At 71.2% G+C, this 21,351-nt stretch carries 15 protein-coding genes and 1 pseudogene; 7 read left to right on the forward strand and 9 right to left on the reverse strand.

Going from position 1 to position 21,351, the window contains the following annotated elements:
* Positions 1 to 111: 111 nt before the first annotated feature.
* From ACF08M_RS08655 to ACF08M_RS08665, 3 genes are all read right to left on the reverse strand, one after another.
* A complete protein-coding gene (locus tag ACF08M_RS08655; protein ID WP_392184528.1) occupies positions 112 to 1,827 on the reverse strand; it encodes a serine/threonine-protein kinase in 1,716 nt (571 codons plus the stop codon).
* Positions 1,828 to 1,957: 130 nt separating this feature from the next.
* Positions 1,958 to 4,918 carry a serine/threonine protein kinase gene (locus tag ACF08M_RS08660; RefSeq protein WP_392184529.1) on the reverse strand — a complete coding sequence of 987 codons (2,961 nt, stop codon included), beginning with the start codon at positions 4,916 to 4,918 and terminating at the stop codon, positions 1,958 to 1,960.
* A 183-nt stretch (positions 4,919 to 5,101) separates the two neighbouring features.
* Positions 5,102 to 7,096: a protein kinase gene (locus ACF08M_RS08665; protein WP_392184530.1), complete on the reverse strand. Its 1,995-nt coding sequence runs from the start codon at positions 7,094 to 7,096 to the stop codon at positions 5,102 to 5,104.
* 92 nt (positions 7,097 to 7,188) lie between these two features.
* Between ACF08M_RS08665 and ACF08M_RS08670 the strand changes: the two genes are divergently transcribed.
* Positions 7,189 to 7,872, forward strand: a complete 684-nt coding sequence (locus ACF08M_RS08670) for a serine hydrolase domain-containing protein (protein WP_392184800.1) — start codon at positions 7,189 to 7,191, stop codon at positions 7,870 to 7,872.
* Between the two features lie 124 nt (positions 7,873 to 7,996).
* On the opposite strand, the gene ACF08M_RS08675 is transcribed toward ACF08M_RS08670, so the two are convergent.
* Positions 7,997 to 9,703, reverse strand: coding sequence for a glycerol-3-phosphate dehydrogenase/oxidase (locus ACF08M_RS08675; protein WP_392184531.1), 1,707 nt, complete (start codon positions 9,701 to 9,703; stop codon positions 7,997 to 7,999).
* Between the two features lie 301 nt (positions 9,704 to 10,004).
* On the opposite strand from ACF08M_RS08675, the gene ACF08M_RS08680 reads away from it, so the two are divergent.
* Positions 10,005 to 11,267: a nucleotide sugar dehydrogenase gene (locus ACF08M_RS08680; protein WP_392184532.1), complete on the forward strand. Its 1,263-nt coding sequence runs from the start codon at positions 10,005 to 10,007 to the stop codon at positions 11,265 to 11,267.
* A 129-nt stretch (positions 11,268 to 11,396) separates the two neighbouring features.
* Positions 11,397 to 11,990, forward strand: a pseudogene (locus tag ACF08M_RS08685) (hypothetical protein).
* 86 nt (positions 11,991 to 12,076) lie between these two features.
* On the opposite strand, the gene ACF08M_RS08690 reads toward ACF08M_RS08685, so the two are convergent.
* From ACF08M_RS08690 to ACF08M_RS08705, 4 genes are all read right to left on the reverse strand, one after another.
* The gene (locus ACF08M_RS08690) at positions 12,077 to 13,201 is read right to left on the reverse strand and encodes a GuaB3 family IMP dehydrogenase-related protein (protein ID WP_072486665.1); all 1,125 of its coding nucleotides are present in this window, start codon (positions 13,199 to 13,201) and stop codon (positions 12,077 to 12,079) included.
* A 107-nt stretch (positions 13,202 to 13,308) separates the two neighbouring features.
* On the reverse strand, positions 13,309 to 14,811 hold the full coding sequence (guaB, locus tag ACF08M_RS08695; RefSeq protein ID WP_392184533.1) for an IMP dehydrogenase: 1,503 nt from the start codon (positions 14,809 to 14,811) through the stop codon (positions 13,309 to 13,311).
* Between the two features lie 221 nt (positions 14,812 to 15,032).
* The gene (locus ACF08M_RS08700) at positions 15,033 to 15,608 is read right to left on the reverse strand and encodes a sigma-70 family RNA polymerase sigma factor (RefSeq protein WP_093893485.1); all 576 of its coding nucleotides are present in this window, start codon (positions 15,606 to 15,608) and stop codon (positions 15,033 to 15,035) included.
* A 297-nt stretch (positions 15,609 to 15,905) separates the two neighbouring features.
* A complete protein-coding gene (locus tag ACF08M_RS08705) occupies positions 15,906 to 16,517 on the reverse strand; it encodes a response regulator transcription factor (RefSeq protein WP_003948568.1) in 612 nt (203 codons plus the stop codon).
* 411 nt (positions 16,518 to 16,928) lie between these two features.
* Between ACF08M_RS08705 and ACF08M_RS08710 the strand changes: the two genes are divergently transcribed.
* Positions 16,929 to 17,264, forward strand: a complete 336-nt coding sequence (locus ACF08M_RS08710; RefSeq protein WP_362207903.1) for a WhiB family transcriptional regulator — start codon at positions 16,929 to 16,931, stop codon at positions 17,262 to 17,264.
* A gap of 86 nt (positions 17,265 to 17,350) precedes the next feature.
* On the opposite strand, the gene ACF08M_RS08715 is transcribed toward ACF08M_RS08710, so the two are convergent.
* Positions 17,351 to 18,241 carry a LysR family transcriptional regulator gene (locus tag ACF08M_RS08715; RefSeq protein WP_392184534.1) on the reverse strand — a complete coding sequence of 297 codons (891 nt, stop codon included), beginning with the start codon at positions 18,239 to 18,241 and terminating at the stop codon, positions 17,351 to 17,353.
* Positions 18,242 to 18,439: 198 nt separating this feature from the next.
* Between ACF08M_RS08715 and ACF08M_RS08720 the strand changes: the two genes are divergently transcribed.
* The 3 genes from ACF08M_RS08720 to ACF08M_RS08730 all read left to right on the forward strand — a co-directional run bounded on the left by ACF08M_RS08720 (position 18,440) and on the right by ACF08M_RS08730 (position 21,325).
* Complete coding sequence (locus ACF08M_RS08720; protein WP_392184801.1) at positions 18,440 to 19,114, forward strand: MOSC domain-containing protein; 675 nt, start codon at positions 18,440 to 18,442, stop codon at positions 19,112 to 19,114.
* A 70-nt stretch (positions 19,115 to 19,184) separates the two neighbouring features.
* Complete coding sequence (locus ACF08M_RS08725; RefSeq protein WP_392184535.1) at positions 19,185 to 19,958, forward strand: SDR family NAD(P)-dependent oxidoreductase; 774 nt, start codon at positions 19,185 to 19,187, stop codon at positions 19,956 to 19,958.
* Positions 19,959 to 20,239: 281 nt separating this feature from the next.
* Positions 20,240 to 21,325 carry a substrate-binding domain-containing protein gene (locus ACF08M_RS08730; RefSeq protein WP_392184536.1) on the forward strand — a complete coding sequence of 362 codons (1,086 nt, stop codon included), beginning with the start codon at positions 20,240 to 20,242 and terminating at the stop codon, positions 21,323 to 21,325.
* Positions 21,326 to 21,351 lie beyond the last annotated feature (26 nt).

Below are 21,351 nucleotides of genomic sequence, written 5' to 3' on the forward strand. Positions count from 1 at the left end.
TGGGTACCCGTGAGTAACGGGTTTTCACACTCCCCACAAATCAGCCAGTGATCACTGGCAACAAAGCCCCTGATCAGGACCCCGGTGGCCGTCGCCCCGGTCCGGCGGGACTCAGTCGGCGCTGTCGGGCGGCTGCCATCCGCGCAACATCGTGTCGAACTGCGTCCGGGTCGTCTCCCAGTCCGAGGCCGGCCCCGTCATGTACATCGCGTACTCCGGGCCGCCGTCCTCCCCGTAGTACATCTGGTCGATCGCATGGCGCGGGCCCGGGTGGTTCTTGGACTCGGTCCAGGTGAACTCCCAGAGCGAGCCCGCCCGGTCGCGGTAGGTGTTGGAGTGCAGGGTCTCGCGCTGGTAGCCGGGAAGCCGCTTGGCGAGCTGCTTCTCCAGGTTCAGCATGTGCATGTACGGATTCTCGAAGTCGGGCGCCGGGTCGATGCTGATCCGGATGTAGTGCACGCCGTTGTCCGGGGTGTAGTCGATCTGATTGCCGTCCGCCCGGCGCACCCAGCCGTCGGGCACGGTCAGGCTGAAGCCCTCGGGGTCGTCCACCCGATGCCAGCCGTCGGGTACGCCCTTCTCCGCGGTGTCGGGCTTCGGCGTGCGCGAGGTCTCGGGCTTCGAAGGAGTGCGGGCCGTGTGGGTTCCCGTGCCGGGGGGCTTGGCGGCGCTGTCCGCGTGATCCCCATACTTCATCACGGCGAGCCCGGCGCCGCCGCCGACCAGCGCGGCCGCGGCGATGACCAGGACCGCCGTACGCCACCGGCCCCGGCTGCGCCGGGTCACCGGGGACGGCACGGGGTCGGCGGCCGGTTGGGGAAGGTGGGCCGTACCGGCGACGCCCGCCGGACCGGGAACACCCGCCGCGGCCGCACCGGCCTCGCCCGCTCCCGGCGTGCTGTCCGGACCCGGCGTGCCGTCCGGGCCCAGTGTGCGCAGGACCTCGTCGGGGACGCGCTGCGTCGGTACGTACGCCTGCGCGGCCCGTGGCTCGCGGCCCTCCATGGCCTCCAGCAGCATCCGTTCCGCCTCGGCGGCCGACGGCCGGTCCTCGGGGTCCTTGCGGAGCAGTGCGGTGATCACGGAGGTCAGCGGACCCGCCCGCTCCGGCGGCGGCGGCTCCTCGGTGACGACGGCCTGCATGGTAGAGATCGGGGACGTGCGGCGGAACGGCGAGCGTCCCTCGACGGCGGTGTAGAGCGTGGCGCCCAGGGACCACAGGTCGGACGCGGGGCCGGGATCGCCGCCGCGTACCCGTTCCGGCGCCAGATAGTCGATGGAGCCGACCAGTTCACCGGTCCTGGTGATGGTCGAATCGCCCTCTATCGCCGCGATCCCGAAGTCGGTGAGCAGCACCTGGCCGTCCCTGGCCAGGAGTACGTTGCCGGGCTTCACATCCCGGTGCAGGACCCCCGCACCGTGTGCGGCGCGCAGGGCACCCAGCACATGGAGACCGATCCTGGCGGCCTCGCGGGGTGCGATCTCACCGGATTCCTTGGCCGCGTCGGCGAGTGACGGACCGTCGACGTACTGCATGACGATCCAGGGCCGGTTGTCGTACTCGATCACGTCGTGGACGGTGACCACGCCCGGGTGCGTGATCCGGGCGGCCGCACGGGCCTCCTTCTGCGTCCGCGCATGCAGCACGATCCGGTCGGCCTCGGCCACGTACAGCCCGGCGGTCAGCTCCTTGACCGCGACCGTGCGGTGCAGCACCTCGTCGTGGGCGCGCCAGACCTTGCCCATGCCGCCGCGCCCGAGAACTTCACCAAGCCGGTACCTTCCGGCCAGCACCAGTCCCGCGTCCGTGCCCTGTGATCGATCCACGTATCCCGCCCCGTTCCCTCGGAGGCCAGATTACGGAGGGGGCACACGCCCGCGGAACCTCGCCTCCCCCAAGAGACCGCACTGTGATGCTTGTCGCTCCGCCGCTGCGCGGGTGACGTCCGGGAATGCTTCAGGGCGTCATGCGGTAGGAACGGATGGCTTGTTCGTAGATGTCCGATACCTTGTCGCGCCGATTCTCCGGGCCGATGACCTGGAGAATGTGGTAGCGGCCGTCGACGATCATTGCGAGATTGCGGGCGTACACCTCGCGTCCGGCGGCGTCCTGCCAGGTGAACTGGCCCTCGGCCATGGCCTGTCGGCCGACGTCGATCCGGCGCAGCCCGCTCGACCCCGACCAGCTGGAGTCGCGGAACGGCTGCAACTCCAGCTCCTTGTCCGCCTGGTACGCCAGCGGGTCGGCACCGTTGGCCTTGACGGTGTCGCGCCCGGGGACGATCAGCAGACTGAACCCGTCGCTGCCGTACCGGATCTGCCGGTCCGCGTTGGCCGGGCTGCGCTGCCAGCCCTTGAGTACACCGATCTCGAAGCCCTCCGGGTCCTTGCGCAGGGTGTAGCCGGGGGCGAGCGCGACGGCGGAGCGGCTGGTCTGCGGCTGCTGCGCGCCGGGAGGCTGCGAGGACGACTGCCCGCCGGACCCGCCGTCGCCGGGCTCCGGTGAACCGGACATCGACGACGCGGGACCCGAGGAGCGGGTGCCGGAGTCGCTGCCCGCCTTGGGCATGAACATCACGGCGTAGGCGATCGCCGCGACCAGGGCCAGCAGGATCAGCACCAGAAGCAGCCGTCCCAGCCGTCGCGGCGCCCGCCCCTCGCCCTGCTGGGGCCGGGGCGGCGGCGGGGTGCGCAGCGCCTTGGGGCCCTTGGGCTCGCGCGGTGCCTTGGGCGCCTTCTCCGCCCGGGGCCTGTCGTGCCGGTCGGCCTTCTCCTTCGTGTGGCGGTGGCGGCCGTGGCCCGCGCCCTGGCCGGGGCGGCCACGGCGCCTGCGGACCAGCTCACCCCGGCGGCGTACGACGGGCAGCCGGGCGCTGTCGGCGGACGGCAGCGGCACGACGTCCAGACCGGCCTCGGGCTCGGGCGCCGAGCGTACGAGGGAGCGCAGCCAGCCGCTCAGCTCCTCGAAGTCCGGCCGCTCGGTGGGGTCCTGGCGCAGCAGCGACTCGACGACGGGACGCAGCGGACCGCATTCCTCCGCGAAGGCGGGCGGCTCGGCGCACACCATCTGGACGAGCTCGGCCGCGTCCTCCTCGGGGTACGGGGCGTGGCCCTGGACGGCGCGGTAGAGCAGCGCGCCGAGCGCCCAGAGGTCGGTGCGGGGTCCGATCGGCGGCGCCAGCTGCCAGTTCTCGTGGACGGGCCCGGCCTGCTCGGGCGCCCAGCGCTCGGTGACGGCGCCGACGACGGCGATCCGGGCCTGCCGGGCGCGCTCGGCCGCGAGGGTCGTGGCAGGGCCGCGGTAGACGGGGCCGGTACGGCCGCTCGCCGCGAGGTCGTCCCAGCGGGCCGGCTGTTGCCGCTGCTCGGGCCGGTGCGCGGGCAACGCCGGGGAGGTGCCGTACCGCTGGGCATCGGCACGCAGGGCGTCCTCGCCCGAGCCTCCGGCGGGGACCGGACGCCCGGATCCGGGCCCGTCGCTCCAGGTGCCGGTGAGATGCAGCCGTCGACCGGACGGCGCCCTGCCGTCACCTCCGTCCCCGTGTCCGTCGTCTCGGTGTCCGTCGTCTCGGTGTCCGTCGTCCCCGTACCCGTCGTCCCCGTGCCCGCCGTCTCGGTGCCCGTCGCCCTCCTCGTCGTCGTACGGGGCGTCGTCGTGCAGGGCGTCGTCGTACGAGGTGCCCTCGGACGGGACGCGGCCCGACGGGCCCTCGGCGTGCGGGCCTTCGGCGGCTCGGCTCCAGGGGGAGACCGGCTGCGGTCGGTCGTGGTCCGGGGCGGCTGGTCGCATGTCTTCCGGCGGTACGGAGCGCTGGACGGGGACGCTGCCGGTGTCCTCCGCCTCGCCCGTTCCGCCCCGGCGCCGGTCCTCGCCGGCCCGGGCTGCCGCGCGGGCGCCCGCTCGGTAGGCGACGATGGCTGCGGCATGCCCGGCCCGCGACTGCGCCGGGCCACCCGTTCCGGGGGCGGGTGCCGGGAGGGCGGGGCTCATCGGCGGCACGGCCTCCAACTCGACCGTCGCGTCACCCTGGGCGTCCCCGCGCGGGGCTGCGCCGTACGGAAGCTCCTCGCCGGACGGGCCGTCGGCGGCGTCGTCGTACGGACCGTCGGCCGCGTCCTCGTACGCAGCGTCGTCGTACGGATCGCCGCCGGTCGCGCGGCCCGTCTCAATCGCCGCCGGGCCGCGCGAGGCCGGCACCTCGGCCGGCGGGACGGACGGCACGGGCGGGACGGACGGCACGGGCGGCACCCGCGGGACGGGAGGTGCGGGAGGTGCGGGAGGTGCGGACGGGCCCGTCCGGGCCACCGGGCGGCCGAAGGCGATCTCGTCCTCGGTCTGCGGCGTCGGTACGTATCCGCAGAGCGCCTCCTCCGCGGCCCCGGCCGCCAGGCCGGTGAGTACGACGCGGCCGTCGTCACAGACCAACACGGTACGGACGGTGATGTTCCGGTGGGTCCAGCCATGGGCGTGCAGCACCCGCAACGCGGTCAGCACGTCGGAACCGATCTCGGCGGCCCGGAAGGGATCGAGCGGGCGGTCCGCCAGCAGGGCCGCGAGCGGACGGGCCATGACGCGTTCGCTCACGATCCAGAGCGAGCCCGCCTCGGCGAACACGTCGAAGACCTGGTCGAGCCTGGGATGGTCGGGGACCTGGGCCGCCGCCTGCGCCGCCTCGATGGCGCGCCGCACCACCGGGTCCGTGGGCCGCCGTATGTCATGCCCGGTGACCTGCCGGAACGGACCGTCGGCGTCGAGCACCTCGGCGTCCACCACCTCGGGCAACGGCACCTGCCGGACCAGGACTTCCTGCCCGCTGTAGGTGTCGAACGCCCGGGTCTCGACCGTTTCGTACTCATCGGACGGGGGCAGCGGAAGGCGGTAGCGGTCGGCAAGCACCCGACCCGCGTAGTCGTCCACGACGCCTCCCCAGAGCGCGCTGTCCCCCGGTCACGATGACCTCACGACCCCATCAATTGCGGTCACTCACCGTGCAATTGACCCGGCGTTTTCGGCTGCGTACGGCCTTCAGGGTCTCACGATACGTGGCAAGTGAGGGCCACGCGCCGGGGTCGGCGCATCCCGGCCCCTTTCACCCGCGGATCAGTCGGCGGGTCCGAACGTGTCGAACGCGGTCTCGCGCAGTGTCCGGCACTCCTTGCTGTCCCATTCGCTCGCCTTGCAGCTGATCATGATCGCGTAGCCGTGGGTGGCGTCGACCTTGAAGCCGCGGTTCAGCACCCGGACCGGCTGGCCCTGTTGGGTGCGCTCGAACTGCCAGTCGGCGACGGTCGGGTACCCGTTGTACTGGACCTTGTCGACGCCGAGGTGGCGGTAGTCCTTGCTGCTGGCCGCGACGCCATCCTTCGCGGCGTTCCAGGCCGCAGCGGCGTCACCGCCGGGCGAATCGGTGTAGTCGACCTGGACGCGCGGGAAACCCCCGTCGACGTTGTAGATGGCACCCGAGTTGATGCCCGCCGTCTTATCGAACCGGAAGTTCTCGGGCATGGCCATCTTGAAGTGGAACTTCTTGTTCGGGACCGTCCGGTATCCGGCGGGCAGGGCGTCCTCCGGCTTGTCGCCCCCGGAGCCGTTCGAGCCCTTGTCCGAACTGTCGCCCTTGCCCTGGTCCTTGCCTTTGTCCTTGCCCTTGCCCTGGTCCTGACCGCCGTCCTGGCCCGGGGCCTTGTCGCTGCCGCTGCCGCTGTCGGTGTCGGGGGAGCTCCCGGCCGTCGTCGAGGCCCCGGCGGAACTGGACTTGTCGCCCTTGCCGCCGCCGCTCGCGTCGGCCTTGCCGTCGCTGCCGAGCGTGAGCGCCAGGACCGTGCCGATGACGGCGAGCACGACCACGGCCGCGATGATCGCCAGGGTGCGACGCGGCACCACGTCCGTGAGGGACGCACGGGGCGGGGTGACCGGCGACGTGGCCGAGCGCGGGGACGGTACGGCGGCGGAGGCCGTGGCCGGCTTCGCCGGGACCGCGGGCCGGGCGGGCTTCGACGTGTTCGCCGGACCACCGGCCGACGGGGTGGCCGCCGGAGGTGTCGGGGGCGAGGCCGGTACGGCGGCCGGTGCCGCCTTCGCGCTCCGGACGGAGCGCAGCGCGCCCCGCAGCCGGTCCCGCGTGCCCTCGCCCGGTTCCCCGGGCTTCGACTCGGCCTTGGCACTGGAACCGGCGGTCTTCCCCGGCAGCGCCATGATCTGGGTGGCGTCGGCGGGCGCAGGCACCACCGGGTCCGGCTTCTCGGGGGCGTGGATCACGTCATTGAGCAGGGCGCGCGCGGCCGCTTCGTCGAGCCGCTGATCGGGGTCCTTGGCGAGCAGGCCGTAGATGACCTCCTCCAGCGGACCGGCGTTCTTCGGCGGGTCGAGCGGCTCGGTCATCACCGCGGTCAGGGTGGCGATGGCCGATCCCTTGTCGTACGGCGGGGAGCCTTCGACGCTGGCGTAGAGCAGCCCGCCGAGCGACCACAGGTCGGCGGGCGGTCCCGGCTTGTGTCCGCGGGCGCGCTCCGGGGAGATGTACGAGGGTGCGCCGACGAGCATGCCGGTCGAGGTGACCGACGGGTCGCCCTCGACCTGGGCGATGCCGAAGTCGGTCAGCACGACCCGGCCGTCCTCGGCGATCAGCACGTTGGACGGCTTCACATCGCGGTGCAGAATGCCCTCGCGGTGCGCCGAACGCAGCACGTCGATGATGGCGAGGCCGACCTCGGCGGCGCGTTTCGGCGTCAGCACCCCGTCCTCACGGATGGCCTCGGCGAGGGACTTGCCCTCGATCAGCTCCATCACGATCCACGGCCGGTCGTCCTCGTCGACCACGTCATAAACCGTCACCGCGCCGTTGTTGCGGATCCTGGCGATCGCTTTCGCCTCGCGCAGCGTGCGCGTGATGAGGCGTCGCTTCTCGTCCTCGTCGATGGCCGAGGGGAACCGCAGCTCCTTGACCGCGACCGTGCGGCCCAGCGTCTCGTCGACGGCACGCCAGACCGTGCCCATACCGCCCCGGCCGAGCACCTCCCCGAGCCGGTACCGCCCCGCGAGAAGACGTCCGTCCTTGTCCCGTTGGGGCTCCCGTGCCTGCTCAGCCTCCGACATGCGTCCCCTCTGCGATCAACCCGCCCTGGCAGAGCGTTCATTGTCCCTCACCCCGGGACCGGTCATGGTGCCGGGTCCGCGGGCCCGCCATGATGCGGCCGGAGAAAGGGAATCCCTGCCATGCCGATACTCAGGGCGCTGTTCGCCACCCCGCTGCTGCCGGCGCTGTTCGGCCTGGGAACAGCGACCCTGCCCAGCGAACCACACCTCACGCCCGCAGCCTCCTACCTTCCGCGGCTCGTCGCCGAGGGCGGTGCTCCCACGGCGGTGCTGCCGGCCCATCACGCCTCCCCGCACCGTACGACACCTATCGCTCGACGGGCCCCGGCATCCACCAGGCGGACCGGTTCCGGGCCGGGAGCATCACCAAGACCTTCGTCGCCACCGTCGTGCTCCAACTCTCCCAGGAGAAACGGCTGCAGTTGCCGGACACCGTCGACCGGCTGCTGCCCGGCCTGATCCACGGCAACGGCAACGACGGCCGCCGCATCACCCTGCGTGCCCTGCTCGACCACACCAGCGACCTCTACGACTACACCGCCGACACCTCCGTCCACCCCGTCTCCGCCACCGCGGCGGTCCGCGTCGCCCTGACTCATCGTCCGACGAACGCTCCGGGCAGCTACGCCTGCTCCAACACCAATTACGTCGTCCTGGGGCTCGTCGTCCGACGCGTCACCGGACACGACTACGCGGGCACGCCGACCGATAGCGCGACGCTCGAACCTGCACTGCTCGATGCCGAGTTCTGCGGCCGCACGTCCGGCACCCGATGAGGCCGGGCCCTGCCGAACGGCCCCGGCCCCGCGCCCGACGAGGCGGGGCCGGGACCAAGGGCCCGCGCCCGGCGAGGCGCAGTGCCGGACCCCGCGAGCCCGGCGTGATCCGAACGAGAGGCCTCTAGATCGGCACGATGTCCGGCGCGCCGAGCCGTGCCGCGTCCGCCGTGAGGTCGTCCGGCTGCCGCTGCGACTCCCGCTCCGCCTGCACCCGCTTCTCGTAGTGCTCGACCTCCCGGTCGATCTGCCCCTCGTCCCAGCCCAGTACCGGCGCCATCAACTCCGCGCAGGTCCTGGCGCTGCGCGTGCCCCGGTCGAAGGTCTCTATGGAGATCCGGGTGCGACGGGTCAGTACGTCGTCGAGATGCCGGGCCCCCTCGTGCGAGGCGGCGTAGACGATCTCGGCCTTCAGATAGTCGTCCGCCGACGGGAGCGGCTCGCCCAGCGCCGGATCGCCGGCGATCAGTTCGAGGAGTTCCTCGGTCATGGAGCCGTAGCGGTTGAGCAGGTGCTCCACCCGGGCGACATGGAGCCCCGTCCGGGCCGCGATCCTCGCCCGGGCGTTCCACAGCGCCCGGTAGCCCTCCGCCCCCAGCAGCGGAATGTCCTCGGTGACACAGTCCGCCACGCGCTGGTCGAGACCGTGCACCGCCTCGTCCACGGCGTCCTTCGCCATCACCCGGTACGTCGTGTACTTGCCGCCCGCGACGACCACGAGGCCGGGCAGCGGATGCGCGACCGTGTGCTCGCGCGAGAGCTTGCTCGTCGCGTCCGACTCGCCGGCCAGCAGCGGCCGGAGCCCGGCGTAGACGCCCTGGACGTCGTCCCTGGTCAGAGGGGTGGCAAGGACCGAGTTGACGTGTTCGAGGAGATAGTCGATGTCGGCGCTGGACGCCGCCGGATGCGCCTTGTCGAGGTCCCAGTCGGTGTCCGTCGTCCCGACGATCCAGTGCCGTCCCCATGGGATGACGAAGAGGACGGACTTCTCGGTGCGCAGGATCAGGCCGGTCGAGGAGTGGATGCGGTCCTTCGGGACGACCAGGTGGATGCCCTTGGAGGCGCGGACGTGGAACAGGCCGCGCTCGCCGATCAGTGCCTGGGTGTCATCCGTCCAGACCCCGGTCGCATTGACCACCTGCTTGGCTCTGACCTCGTAGTCACCGCCCGCCTCGACGTCCTCCACACGGGCGCCGACGACCCGCTCGCCCTCGCGGAGGAAGCCGATCACCCGTGCCCGGTTCGCCACATGGGCTCCGTATCCGGCGGCGGTACGCACCAGGGTCGCCACGTAACGGGCGTCATCCATCTGTGCGTCGTAGTACTGCAACGCCCCGACCAGGGCGTCCTTCCGCAGCGCCGGGGCGACCCGCAGGGCGAGGCGGCGGGAGAGGTGCCGGTGGACGGGCAGACCGCGGCTGTGCCCCGACGACACCGACATCGCGTCGTAGAGCGCCACTCCGGAACCGGCGTAGAGCCGCTCCCAGCCCTTGTGCTGCAACGGGTAGAGGAACGGCACCGGCTTCACCAGATGCGGGGCCAGCCGCTCCAGGAGCAGGCCGCGCTCCTTCAGCGCCTCGCGGACGAGCGCGAAGTCGAGCATCTCCAGATATCTCAGTCCGCCGTGGATCAGCTTGCTCGACCTGCTCGAGGTGCCCGAGGCCCAGTCGCGCGCCTCGACCAGTCCCGTCGAGAGCCCTCTCGTCGCCGCGTCCAGCGCCGTACCGGCGCCGACCACGCCCGCTCCCACGACCAGCACGTCCAGTTCGCGCTCGGCCATCGCGGCGAGCGCCTCGGCGCGCTCCGCGGGTCCCAGTGTCGCTGTCCTCACCGCTGCCTCCCGGGTAGATCGGGGTGGTCCGGCCCAGGACGCGACCCGACCGAGCGGTCGGGCGCCCCGTGCCCACCTCTCGATTCTGTCCGCCGTCCACCACTTCGGCCACCGCCTGTGGACAACACCAGGACGACGACAGCCCCGCAATGCGGCATATAGGTCATATTTACGCCTAGTCTGACATTGCGCTGTCCCCAGCGGTTGCGCTTTCTGCTCTCACGGTCTCGGGACCGACCGGCAAACAGAGGGTGGCGCCCTCCATCTGCCGGTCGGTCCAAGGGAAGGACGGCCCATCCACATGCCCGCAGACCTCGCAGTCATCGGACTCGGCCACCTCGGCCTGCCCCTCGCCCAAGCCGCCGTCGCCGCCGGTGTCCAGACCGTCGGCTACGACACCGACCCACGCGCCTACGCGGAACTCTCCGCGGGCCGCACCCCCGTCGAGGGATCGCTCACCGCCTCGGACATCCGCCGGATGCTCTCGGGGGGTTTCCGGCCCACCACCAACCCGGCCGAACTGGGCCGGGTCCGTACCGCGGTGATCTGCGCGCCCACCCCGCTCGGCGCCGACCGCACCCTCGACCTCACCGCCGTCGGCGAAGCGGTCCGCGCCCTGGCCGCCCGGCTGCGTCCGCACACCACCGTCCTGCTGGAATCAGCCGTACAGCCCGGCACCACCGAGAGCTATGTACTGCCCCTCCTCGAAGAGGGCTCGGGGCTCCGCGCCGGCCGCGACTTCCACCTCGCCCATTCCCCCAACCGCCTCGACCCCGGCAACAGGACCCACGTCTACACCAGCATCCCCAAGGTCATCGGTGGCCTCACCCCCGCCTGCACCGAGTCCGCCGCCGCCTTCTACGGCCGCCTCACCGACAAGGTCGTCCGCGCCCGCGGGCTGCGCGAGGCCGAGATGACGAAGGTTCTGGAGACCAACTTCCGGCACATCAACATCGCCCTGGTCAACGAGATGGCGGTGCTCTGCCACGATCTCGGCGTCGACCTGTGGGACGTCATCCGGTGCGCCGAGACCAAGCCCTTCGGCTTCCAGCCGTTCCGTCCGGGCCCCGGCGTCGGCGGCCACGGCGCCCCCGTCGACCCGGGCTACCTCCCGTACAACAGCCGGACCCCCGGCCACCCCCTGCGGATGGTCTCGCTCGCCCAGGAGATCAACAACCGGATGCCGCAGTACGTGATCCAGCGCTGCGCCACTCTCCTGAACGAGCACGGCAAGTCCGTACGCGGCGCCCGGGTGCTGCTCCTCGGAGTCACCTACAAGCCGGACCTCGCCGACCAGGAGGCATCCCCCGCCCGGGAGGTCGCGACCCGGCTCATGGACATGGGCGCCCAGATCGGCTACCACGATCCGCACGTCCTGGACTGGCGGGTCCGTGATCTCCCGGTCCCGCGCGCCGACTCGCTGTACGAGGCGGCGTCGAGCGCCGACCTCACGGTGCTGCTCCAGCACCACCGCACGTACGACCTCCAGGGGCTCGCCGTAAAGGCCCAGCTCCTCCTGGACACGCGGGGCGCGACCCCCGCGGGGGCAGCACACCGGCTGTGAGAAGAAAGGTTCCCCGAGGATTCAAAAGGGTTCCCCAAGGATTCCGGTGGGCGATGTCGTAGGCGGCTGCTAGCCTGCGGCGTCACATCTCGCACAATCGTGCGCTTCCGTCCCAGGGGGGATCCCACCATGAGCCAGCCCGTGCCGCCGCCGAACCAACCGCAGTAGCCGTACGACGCGCAGCCCGGCGGCGGCAACCCGTTCGCGGGCCAGCAGCCGGGACAGCCCGGCGCGCCGACCGGCAACCCGTACGCGGGGCAGCAGCCCGGACAGCCCGGCGTCCCGTTCGGCGGCGCCCCGTTCGCCCCGCCGGCCCCGGCCCGCAACAACATCGGCCTCGGCCTGGTCGCCGCCGTCGTCGCGGTCGTCGTCGCCGCGGGCATCTATGGTGCGATCATCGGCGCCACCAAGCACGAGATCGGCTACGCGGCCGTGGGTGTCGGCGCCATCGTCGGCTTCGCCGCGGGCAAGCTCGGCGGCCGCAACCCCGTCCTGCCGGTCGCCAGCGCCGTCCTCGCCCTGGTCGGTGTCTACTTCGGCCAGCTGCTCGGTGAGGCCATCATCATCAGCAAGCAGCTCCCGCTCTCGATCAGCGAGATCTTCTTCGACCACTTCAGCGACCTGAACAAGGTGTGGAAGGAAGACGCCGACCCGCTGACGTTCGTCTTCATCGCGATCGCCGGAGTCGTCGCCTTCTCGGCCGCCCGCAAGGCGTCCGACTGACCGCGGCCGGCTGATCACGACACATGGGAGGGCCCGGACCGCGTGCGCGGTCCGGGCCCTCCCCTGTGTCACAGCCCCGCGGTGCCTCAGCGGCGGTGCTGGGAGTCCGCCACCGTCACCTCGACGCGCTGGAACTCCTTGAGGTCGCTGTAACCCGTCGTCGCCATCGCCCGGCGCAGCGCACCGAAGATGTTCATCGAGCCGTCGGGGGTGTGCGAAGGACCGGTGAGAACCTCCTCGGTCGTGCCGACGGAGCCCAGGTCCACCAGCTTGCCGCGCGGCACGTCCTCGTGGACGGCCTCCATGCCCCAGTGACGGCCGCGGCCCGGCGCGTCCGTCGCACGGGCCAGCGGGGAGCCCATCATCACGGCGTCCGCGCCGCAGGCGATGGCCTTGGGCAGGTCACCGGACCAGCCGACGCCGCCGTCCGCGATGACGTGCACGTACCGGCCGCCGGACTCGTCCATGTAGTCGCGGCGGGCCCCGGCCACGTCGGCCACCGCGGTCGCCATCGGGACCTGGATGCCGAAGACGTTGCGCGTGGTGTGCGCGGCGCCCCCGCCGAAACCGACGAGGACACCGGCCGCACCGGTACGCATCAGGTGCAGGGCGGCGGTGTACGTGGCGCAGCCGCCGACGATCACCGGGACGTCCAGCTCGTAGATGAACTGCTTGAGGTTGAGCGGCTCGGCCGCACCCGACACGTGTTCGGCGGAAACCGTCGTACCGCGGATGACGAAGATGTCCACGCCCGCGTCGACGACGGCCTTGGAGAACTGCGCGGTGCGCTGCGGGGAGAGCGCGGCGGCGGTGACGACACCGGAGTCGCGCACCTCCTTGATGCGCTGCCCGATCAGCTCCTCCTGGATCGGTGCGGAGTAGATCTCCTGGAGGCGGCGGGTCGCCGACTCGACGGGCATCTCGGCGATCTCGTCGAGCAGCGGCTGCGGGTCGGCGTGCCGGGTCCACAGTCCCTCGAGGTTGAGGACACCGAGGCCGCCCAGCTCACCGATGCGGATCGCGGTCTGCGGGGAGACCACGGAGTCCATGGGAGCCGCCAGGAACGGAAGCTCGAACCGGTAGGCGTCGATCTGCCAGGCGATCGAGACCTCCTTCGGGTCGCGGGTTCGGCGGCTCGGAACGACGGCGATGTCGTCGAATGCGTACGCCCGGCGGCCGCGCTTGCCGCGCCCGATCTCGATCTCAGTCACGATGGTGTGGCCTTTCCCTCTATGTCTGCGCTGTCCAGTATCCCCGACACACGGCTGAGGGGCGGTCCCGGGAACCCCCGGGCCGCCCCTCGGCTGCGCTGGACGCGTTACTTCCTGCTGTAGTTCGGTGCCTCGACCGTCATCTGGATGTCGTGCGGGTGGCTCTCCTTGAGACCCGCCGACGTGATCCGGACGAACCGGCCCTTGGTCTCCATCTCGTCGATGGAGGCGGCGCCCACATACCCCATCGTCTGGCGAAGGCCGCCGACGAGCTGGTGCAGCACGTTGGCCAGCGGGCCGCGGTAGGGCACCTGGCCCTCGATGCCCTCGGGCACGAGCTTGTCGTCCGAGGCCACGTCGGCCTGGAAGTAGCGGTCCTTGGAGTACGAGCGGCCCTGCCCGCGGGACTGCATCGCCCCGAGGGAACCCATGCCGCGGTACGACTTGAACTGCTTGCCGTTGATGAAGAGGAGCTCGCCGGGAGACTCCTCGCAGCCCGCGAGGAGGCTGCCCAGCATGACCGTGTCGGCACCGGCGGCGAGCGCCTTGCCGATGTCGCCGGAGTACTGGAGACCGCCGTCGCCGATGACCGGGACGCCGGCCGCACGGGCGGCGAGGGCGGCCTCGTAGATCGCGGTGACCTGCGGGACGCCGATACCGGCGACCACGCGCGTGGTGCAGATGGAGCCGGGGCCCACGCCGACCTTGACGCCGTCGACACCGGCGTCGATCAGGGCCTGCGCGCCGTCACGCGTCGCGACGTTGCCGCCGATGACATCGACGCCGACGCTGGACTTGATCTTCGCCATCCAGCTCAGCGCGTTGCTGTTGTGTCCGTGCGAGGTGTCGACGATGAGGAAGTCCACGCCCGCCCCCGCCAGGGCCTGCGCGCGCTCCAGGGCCTCGGGGCTGGCACCGACGGCCGCGCCGACGAGGAGTCGGCCCTCGGCGTCCTTGGCCGCGTTCGGGTACTGCTCGGCCTTCACGAAATCCTTGACCGTGATGAGGCCCTTGAGCACGCCCGCGTCGTCGACCAGCGGAAGCTTCTCGATCTTGTGGCGGCGCAGCAGCTCCATGGCGTCGACGCCGGAGATGCCGACCTTGCCGGTCACCAGCGGCATCGGCGTCATGACCTCGCGCACCTGGCGGCTGCGGTCGGACTCGAACGCCATGTCGCGGTTGGTGACGATGCCGAGCAGCTTGCCCGCCGGGTCGGTCACCGGGACGCCGCTGATGCGGAACTTGGCACACAGTGCGTCGGCCTCGGCCAGCGTCGCGTCCGGGTGCACGGTGATCGGGTCGGTCACCATGCCGGACTCGGAGCGCTTCACGAGGTCGACCTGGTTGACCTGGTCCTCGATGGACAGGTTGCGGTGCAGCACACCGACGCCGCCTTGCCGCGCCATGGCGATCGCCATGCGGGACTCGGTGACCTTGTCCATCGCCGCGGAGAGCAGCGGAATGTTCACGCGTACGTTGCGGGAGATGCGGGACGAGATGTCGACTGCGTTGGGCAGCACTTCGGATGCGCCGGGCAGCAGCAGCACGTCGTCGTATGTCAGCCCGAGCGTCGCGAATTTCTCGGGCACTCCGTCGACGTTTGCAGTCATGACACCTTCCCCAAATGGCCTTGATCGGTGCGGATGTCCATGCTAACGGCCTTCGGGGGTGTCTCATTCCACGAGCAAGATCAACCAGAGGTTCTGTAGCTTCGTACGGCTCCGTACGGGAGTTTCATGCGGCTCCGTACGGGCAGCCGGCCCGTTTTCGGAGGACGGCTCCGCACGGGCAGCCGGCCCGTTTTCGGAGGACGGCTCCGGACGGGCCCGGCTCACTGCTCCGCCAGGGCCCGCAGCCTGCTCAGCGCCCGGTGCTGGGCGACCCGGACCGCCCCCGGCGACATGCCCAGCATCTGCCCCGTCTCTTCCGCGGTCAGACCGACCGCGACCCGCAGGACCAGCAGCTCACGCTGGTTGTCCGGGAGATTGGCGAGAAGCTTCTTGGCCCAGGCCGCGTCGCTGCTGAGCAGCGCGCGCTCCTCGGGCCCGAGCGAATCGTCCGGTCGCTCGGGCATCTCGTCGGAGGGCACGGCCGTCGATCCCGGGTGCCGCATGGCGGCCCGCTGGAGATCGGCGACCTTGTGGCCCGCGATGGCGAAGACAAAGGCTTCGAAGGGCCTGCCGGTGTCCTTGTAGCGCGGCAGCGCCATCAGCACCGCGACACAGACCTCCTGCGCCAGGTCCTCCACGAAGTGGCGGGCATCACCGGGCAGCCGGTTCAGCCGGGACCTGCAGTAGCGCAGCGCGAGGGGGTGGACATGGGCCAGCAGATCATGGGTGGCCTGCGCGTCCCCCTCGACGGCACGGTGCACCAGTGCACCGATCACCGTCGTCTCGTCGTCGCGCATCGGACCATGGTGCCTCGGAGCCGCTTCTTCCGCTCCGCCGCGTCCGTAGTTGTGCACCGAAGCGTTATGAGCGGGTGCGCCGGAAGTCATGTCCTGCGCCCTCCCCTTCCGCTCGACCGAATCGTCCCCGAGGAACTCCACATCTCAAGGATGCGGCATCGGCCGGGAAGCGTCACATGTCGTCGGCGCGGAAGGCACCGCCGACGGACCGGAGCCCGCCCCGCGCTCCCCGGCCGCATCGCCCCGTCCGCCGGTGTGCGGACGGGGAATCGATCGGCTGCCGGCCATGACCGGTCCTCAGCGGACCAGGCCCCAGCGGAAGCCGAGCGCCACGGCGTGCGCACGGTCCGAGGCGCCGAGTTTCTTGAACAGACGCCTGGCGTGCGTCTTCACCGTGTCCTCGGAGAGGAACAGCTCACGGCCGATCTCGGCGTTCGAACGGCCGTGACTCATTCCTTCGAGCACCTGGATCTCACGCGCGGTGAGCGTCGGCGCCGCACCCATCTCGGCCGACCGCAGCCGACGCGGGGCGAGCCGCCACGTCGGATCGGCCAGCGCCTGGGTGACGGTGGCCCGCAGCTCCGCGCGGGAGGCGTCCTTGTGCAGATAGCCGCGGGCGCCGGCGGCGACCGCGAGCGCGACGCCGTCCAGGTCCTCGGCGACAGTCAGCATGATGATCCTGGCGCCGGGGTCGGCGGAGAGCAGCCGCCGCACCGTCTCCACGCCCCCCAGACCGGGCATGCGTACGTCCATGAGAATCAGATCCGAACGGTCGGCGCCCCAGCGGCGGAGGACTTCCTCGCCGTTGGCCGCCGTCGTCACACGCTCGACGCCGGGCACGGTCGCGACCGCGCGACGGAGCGCTTCTCGGGCAAGCGGGGAGTCGTCGCAGACGAGGACGGATGTCATGACCGTCCTCCGCAGCTGATGCGCGTCACCTTGAGCCTCCAGGCTGTTACAAGTCGTCACCTGAGCGGTTGACGCTCTCGGACATCTGCCCGATCGCCATTTCTGTCAACCGCCTCCGCCCTCTCAACGATGGTCACTCGAAAGAGTTACGGGCCGGACCATTGGGATCGGCACTCTACGTGATGGCGCGCACACGGAGGAGAGCGGCACGGATCATCCAACCGTCAACCGAAATTTCATATAAACCTTTGCCCCATTTAGCGGGTTTTCTTCCCTTTTACTGGTGTCTGTGGCTAGATTCGCAATCAGTCATATTTACATCTACTTACACCGTAGATGTAGTGTCATGAGCACGGCCAAACATGGATGACAACGACGATTCCGACTCAGCATGGTTTGAGGGGACAAACAATGGCAGATTTCTCCCGCCTTCCCGGACCCAACGCCGATCTGTGGGACTGGCAGCTGTTGGCGGCCTGCCGCGGGGTCGACAGCTCGCTGTTCTTCCACCCGGAGGGTGAACGCGGGGCGGCACGGAGCGCCCGCGAGAACTCGGCAAAAGAGGTCTGCATGCGATGCCCGGTGCGAGCCGAGTGCGCGGCACACGCGCTGGCCGTACGAGAGCCCTACGGAGTGTGGGGCGGACTGACCGAGGATGAACGCGAGGAGCTCATGGGACGGGCCCGTAATCGCCTGATCGCGGCAGGGGCGCCGTCGGGCGTTCCGTCCCCGGCGGGGCACGGCTGAACCCGCCCCGCCCGCACGGCACATACAAAAACGTTTTTGTACTTCACCCGGCCACCGAGGGGGGCCGGGTCACAGGCAGGCCCTGTTCAGCGGGCGGCCGCCAGGGACAGCCGGTCCAGGGTGGCCGCGACCGTCGGCACCTGGGCCAGGTCGGGCAGCGTCAGGGCGACGATCTCGCGCTCGATGGCCGGTTCCACCATGACGGTGCGGGCCTGCTTGGGACGTACCGACTCGATCGCCAGCTCCGGCAGTACGGCCACGCCCAGCCCCGCGCCGACCAGGCCGACGACCGCCGGGTAGTCGTCGGTGGCGAAGTCGATCCGGGGGGTGAAGCCGGACTCCTCGCAGACCTCGACCAGCTGGCTGCGGCAGCGCGGGCAGCCCGCGATCCACGACTCGTCGGCCAGCTCGGCGATGGAGACCGTGGCCGAACCCGCCAGCCGGTGCCCCTCTGGGACCAGGCCGATCAGCCGGTCGGTGAGCAGCGGGCGCACGACCAGATCGTCCCACTCGGCGCCGGAGGCGCCGTAGCGGAAAGCCAGCGCGATATCGCAGTCGCCCTCGCGCAGCATCTCGACCGAGCGCGGCGGCTCGGCCTCGACCAGGGAGACCCGGGTGCCGGGGTGGGCCGCGCGCAGCGCCGCGAGGGCACCGGGAACGAGGGTGGAGCTGCCGCTGGGGAACGAGACGAGCCGGACCCGGCCGGCCCGCAGCCCGGCGATGGCGGCGACCTCCTCCTCGGCGGCGGTGAGCCCGGCGAGGATGCCGGAGGCATGCCGGACGAGCACCTCGCCCGCCTGTGTGAGCCGCATCTCGCGCCCGGTACGAATCAGGAGCGTGGTCCCCGCGGAGGCTTCCAGGGCCTTCATCTGCTGGCTGACCGCGGGCTGGGTGCAGCCCAGCTCGCGGGCCGCGGCGGAGAACGAGCCGGTGGCGGCAACGGCGCGCAGGACACGGAGATGGCGGGCTTCGATCACTCTTCAACCATAAGCGAATCTTGGGCCTGACGCGCGTAATCAGCATGCGACTTTGATGGATCCGAACGGGGCCAGAGCCTCTCGTTCGGATCCGGACGAGAGAGGCCCTACAGCACAGCCCTTAGCGTGCTCCCCATGAAACCGATGGAGCAGACAGACCCGGCGGAGTCGACGGAGCGGACGGCACCGACCGGGCCGATGAAGGTGCTGACCGTGAATGCGGGGCGGCCCGAAGCGGTCGGCCACACCGATGCCGCCGACGGCGTGACCGGGATCGGCAAGCAGCCGGTCGACGGTCCCGTACGGGTCACCGACCCCGGCCCCAAGGGCACCGGCGGCAGTGGCCTCGCCGGGGACACGGTGTGCGACCTGCGTCATCACGGCGGCTCCGACCAGGCCGTGTACGCCTTCGCCCGCGAGGACCTCGACGGCTGGGAGCGGGTGCTCGGACGCCGGCTGGCCAATGGCGCGTTCGGCGAGAACCTGACGACCAGCGGGCTCGACGTGAACGGCGCGAGGATCGGCGAGCGCTGGCGGATCGGCCCCGATCTGGTGCTGGAGGTCACGTCGAGCCGGATTCCGTGCCGTACGTTCGCCGGTCACCTCGGTGAGAAGGGCTGGGTCAGGCGGTTCACGCAGGCGGGCGCCCCGGGTGCCTATCTGCGGGTGATCGAGCCGGGTGAGATCCGCTCCGGGGATCCGGTCGAGATCGTGCACCGGCCGGGCCACGAGGTCACCGTGCGGCTGGACTTCGAGGCATCGACGACACGACGGGAATTGCTCCCGCACCTGCTCGCGGCCGGCAACGCGCTGCATCCCGAGACGCTGCGGGCCGCCCTGAAGTACGTGGAGAAGAAGGCGCCGCGCGAGTGATCGCGATGACCGGCGGGGCAAGGGGCGCCTGTCGGCCGCGACGCACCGGTCAGACGCTACCGTGCCGCGTATGACGACTGCACTGATTACAGGAGCGACCGCGGGAATCGGAGCCGCCTTCGCGCGGCGGCTGGCGGCCGATGGGCACAACCTGGTGCTGGTGGCGCGTGACACCGAGCGGCTGCGCGAGCAGGCGACCGAGCTGCACGACCGGCATGGCATCGAGGCCGAGGTGCTGACGGCCGATCTGTCCGAGGACAAGGGGATCGCTGCGGTCGAGGACCGGTTGAGCGACCGTCAGCAGCCGGTCGATCTGCTGGTCAACAACGCCGGGTTCGGCAACAAGGGCCACTACCTGGAAGTGCCCATGGCCGATGAGCTGAACATGTTGAAGGTGCACTGCGAGGCCGTGCTGCGGCTGACCTCGGCGGCCGCGGCCGGAATGCGGGAGCGGGGGCGGGGCGGCGTCGTCAACGTGGCCTCGGTGGCGGCGTTCGTACCACGCGGGACGTACGGCGCGTCCAAGGCGTGGGTCGTGCAGTTCACCCAGGGCGCGGCGAAGGACCTGGACGGTTCGGGGGTGCGGCTGATGGCGCTGTGCCCCGGCTTCGTACGGACGGAGTTCCACGAGCGGGCGGGATTGGGCACCGGCAATGTTCCGGGCTGGATGTGGCTCGACGCGGACAAGCTGGTGGCGACGGCCCTGACGGACCTGGCACGCGGCAAGGCCCTCTCCGTCCCGGACCCGCGGTACAAGGCGCTGATGGGGATCGTGAAGGTGGCGCCGCGCGGCCTGCTCGGAGGGGTCACCTCCAAGACGGGCCGCAAGTACGGTCCTCAGTGAACGGTCGGCCGCCGGGTGCGCGGCTGCCGGATGGGCGGTCAGCGCACCCCGCGGCCCGCGTAGGCGCCGATGTTGGGGGCGCCCGGCTTCAGCTCGTTGCCGAAGTAGTCCCTGCCACCGTTGTTCTCGACCCTGGACTCGGATTGATCGAACGCCAATGGATAGCGTTTGAATGATCGAAACTCCCATCGTTCGATCACGGTGGTCTAGGGTCGGAACAACGGCCCCGACACCGGCCGGACCGGGGGGCCGGGCCACACACTTGCGAGGGGACTGCTGCCGTGCGCGAAAGTGCTGCTGAACGTCATGACCGCCTGCTGGGACTGGTACGGGAGCGGGGTTCGGCCCGGGTCTCGGATCTGGCCTCGCAGCTGGGGGTCTCACCCGTCACGGTGCGCCGCGACGTGGAGGAGCTGGCCGGCCGGGGCCTGCTCGACCGGGTCCACGGCTCGGTCTCCTGGCCGCGGGACGCCGGTTCCGCCGCCGCGGGGCCCGGTGGCGGCAGCGGCCTGGTTCTCGGCATGCTCGCGCCCTCGTCGACGTACTACTTCTCCGAGGTCATCCGCGGGGCCCACGAGGCCGCCGCCGGGGCGGGCGCCCGGCTGATCCTGCGGATCTCCGACTACCGGCCGCGGGAGGACCAGGCCCGCACCGAGGGGCTGCTCTCCGCGGGCGCCGAGGGGCTGCTGGTCGCACCGGGCTGGCAGCACCCCGGCGACCCCGCCGCGTTCGGCGACTGGATCGCCTCGCTGCCCGTGCCGACCGTCCTGCTGGAGCGCAGGCCCACCGCCGGCTCCCCGCTGGACGGCCTGGACCGGGTCTGCTCGGACCACGCGCACGGGGTGCTGCTCGCCGTCCGCCACCTGGTGAATCTCGGGCACGGGGCACCGCTGCTGATGGCCCGTGCGGACTCGCCGACCGCCGTCGCGGTGCGGTCCGGATACGAGGAGGCCCTGGCCGTGCTCGGGCTGCGCGCCCCGCAGGACGTGATCGATTCCGTACCGGCCGAGCTCGCCCCGGACGCGTTCGAGCAGGCCGTGCGGGCACTGCGCGAGGCGGTCCACTCGGGCATGGCAACAGCGGCGCTGATCCACAACGACGTGGACGCGATCCAGGTGGTGCAGCGCCTGGCCGAGCTGGGCGTACGGGTGCCGGACGACCTGGCGCTGATCGCCTACGACGACGAGGTGGCGGCCCTCGCGGACACCCCGCTCACGGCGGTGGCACCGCCCAAGCGCGACGTGGGCCGCCATGCGACGGAACTGCTGGTGGAACGGCTCGGCCAGGAAGCGGGCGCACCCCGGCGGCATCTGACGCTGCTGCCGCAGCTGCGGGTCAGGGCCTCCTGCGGAGCGTCCCTGTCGTAGACAGTGCGGCAGTCGTAGACAGTGCG

Origin of the sequence: Streptomyces sp. NPDC015032 (assembly GCF_043080425.1) — a bacterium.
Classification (GTDB): Bacteria; Actinomycetota; Actinomycetes; order Streptomycetales; family Streptomycetaceae; genus Streptomyces.

Excerpts from the sequence above, each read along its gene's own strand:
- ACF08M_RS08665 (WP_392184530.1), bottom strand. The coding sequence starts at position 7,096 with ATGTCGGAGGCTGAGCAGGCACGGGAGCCCCAACGGGACAAGGACGGA.
- ACF08M_RS08670 (WP_392184800.1), top strand. The coding sequence starts at position 7,189 with ATGCGGCCGGAGAAAGGGAATCCCTGCCATGCCGATACTCAGGGCGCT.
- ACF08M_RS08680 (WP_392184532.1), top strand. The coding sequence starts at position 10,005 with ATGCCCGCAGACCTCGCAGTCATCGGACTCGGCCACCTCGGCCTGCCC.
- guaB (WP_392184533.1), bottom strand. The coding sequence starts at position 14,811 with ATGACTGCAAACGTCGACGGAGTGCCCGAGAAATTCGCGACGCTCGGG.
- ACF08M_RS08700 (WP_093893485.1), bottom strand. The coding sequence starts at position 15,608 with ATGCGCGACGACGAGACGACGGTGATCGGTGCACTGGTGCACCGTGCC.
- ACF08M_RS08705 (WP_003948568.1), bottom strand. The coding sequence starts at position 16,517 with ATGACATCCGTCCTCGTCTGCGACGACTCCCCGCTTGCCCGAGAAGCG.
- ACF08M_RS08710 (WP_362207903.1), top strand. The coding sequence starts at position 16,929 with ATGGCAGATTTCTCCCGCCTTCCCGGACCCAACGCCGATCTGTGGGAC.
- ACF08M_RS08720 (WP_392184801.1), top strand. The coding sequence starts at position 18,440 with ATGAAGGTGCTGACCGTGAATGCGGGGCGGCCCGAAGCGGTCGGCCAC.
- ACF08M_RS08725 (WP_392184535.1), top strand. The coding sequence starts at position 19,185 with ATGACGACTGCACTGATTACAGGAGCGACCGCGGGAATCGGAGCCGCC.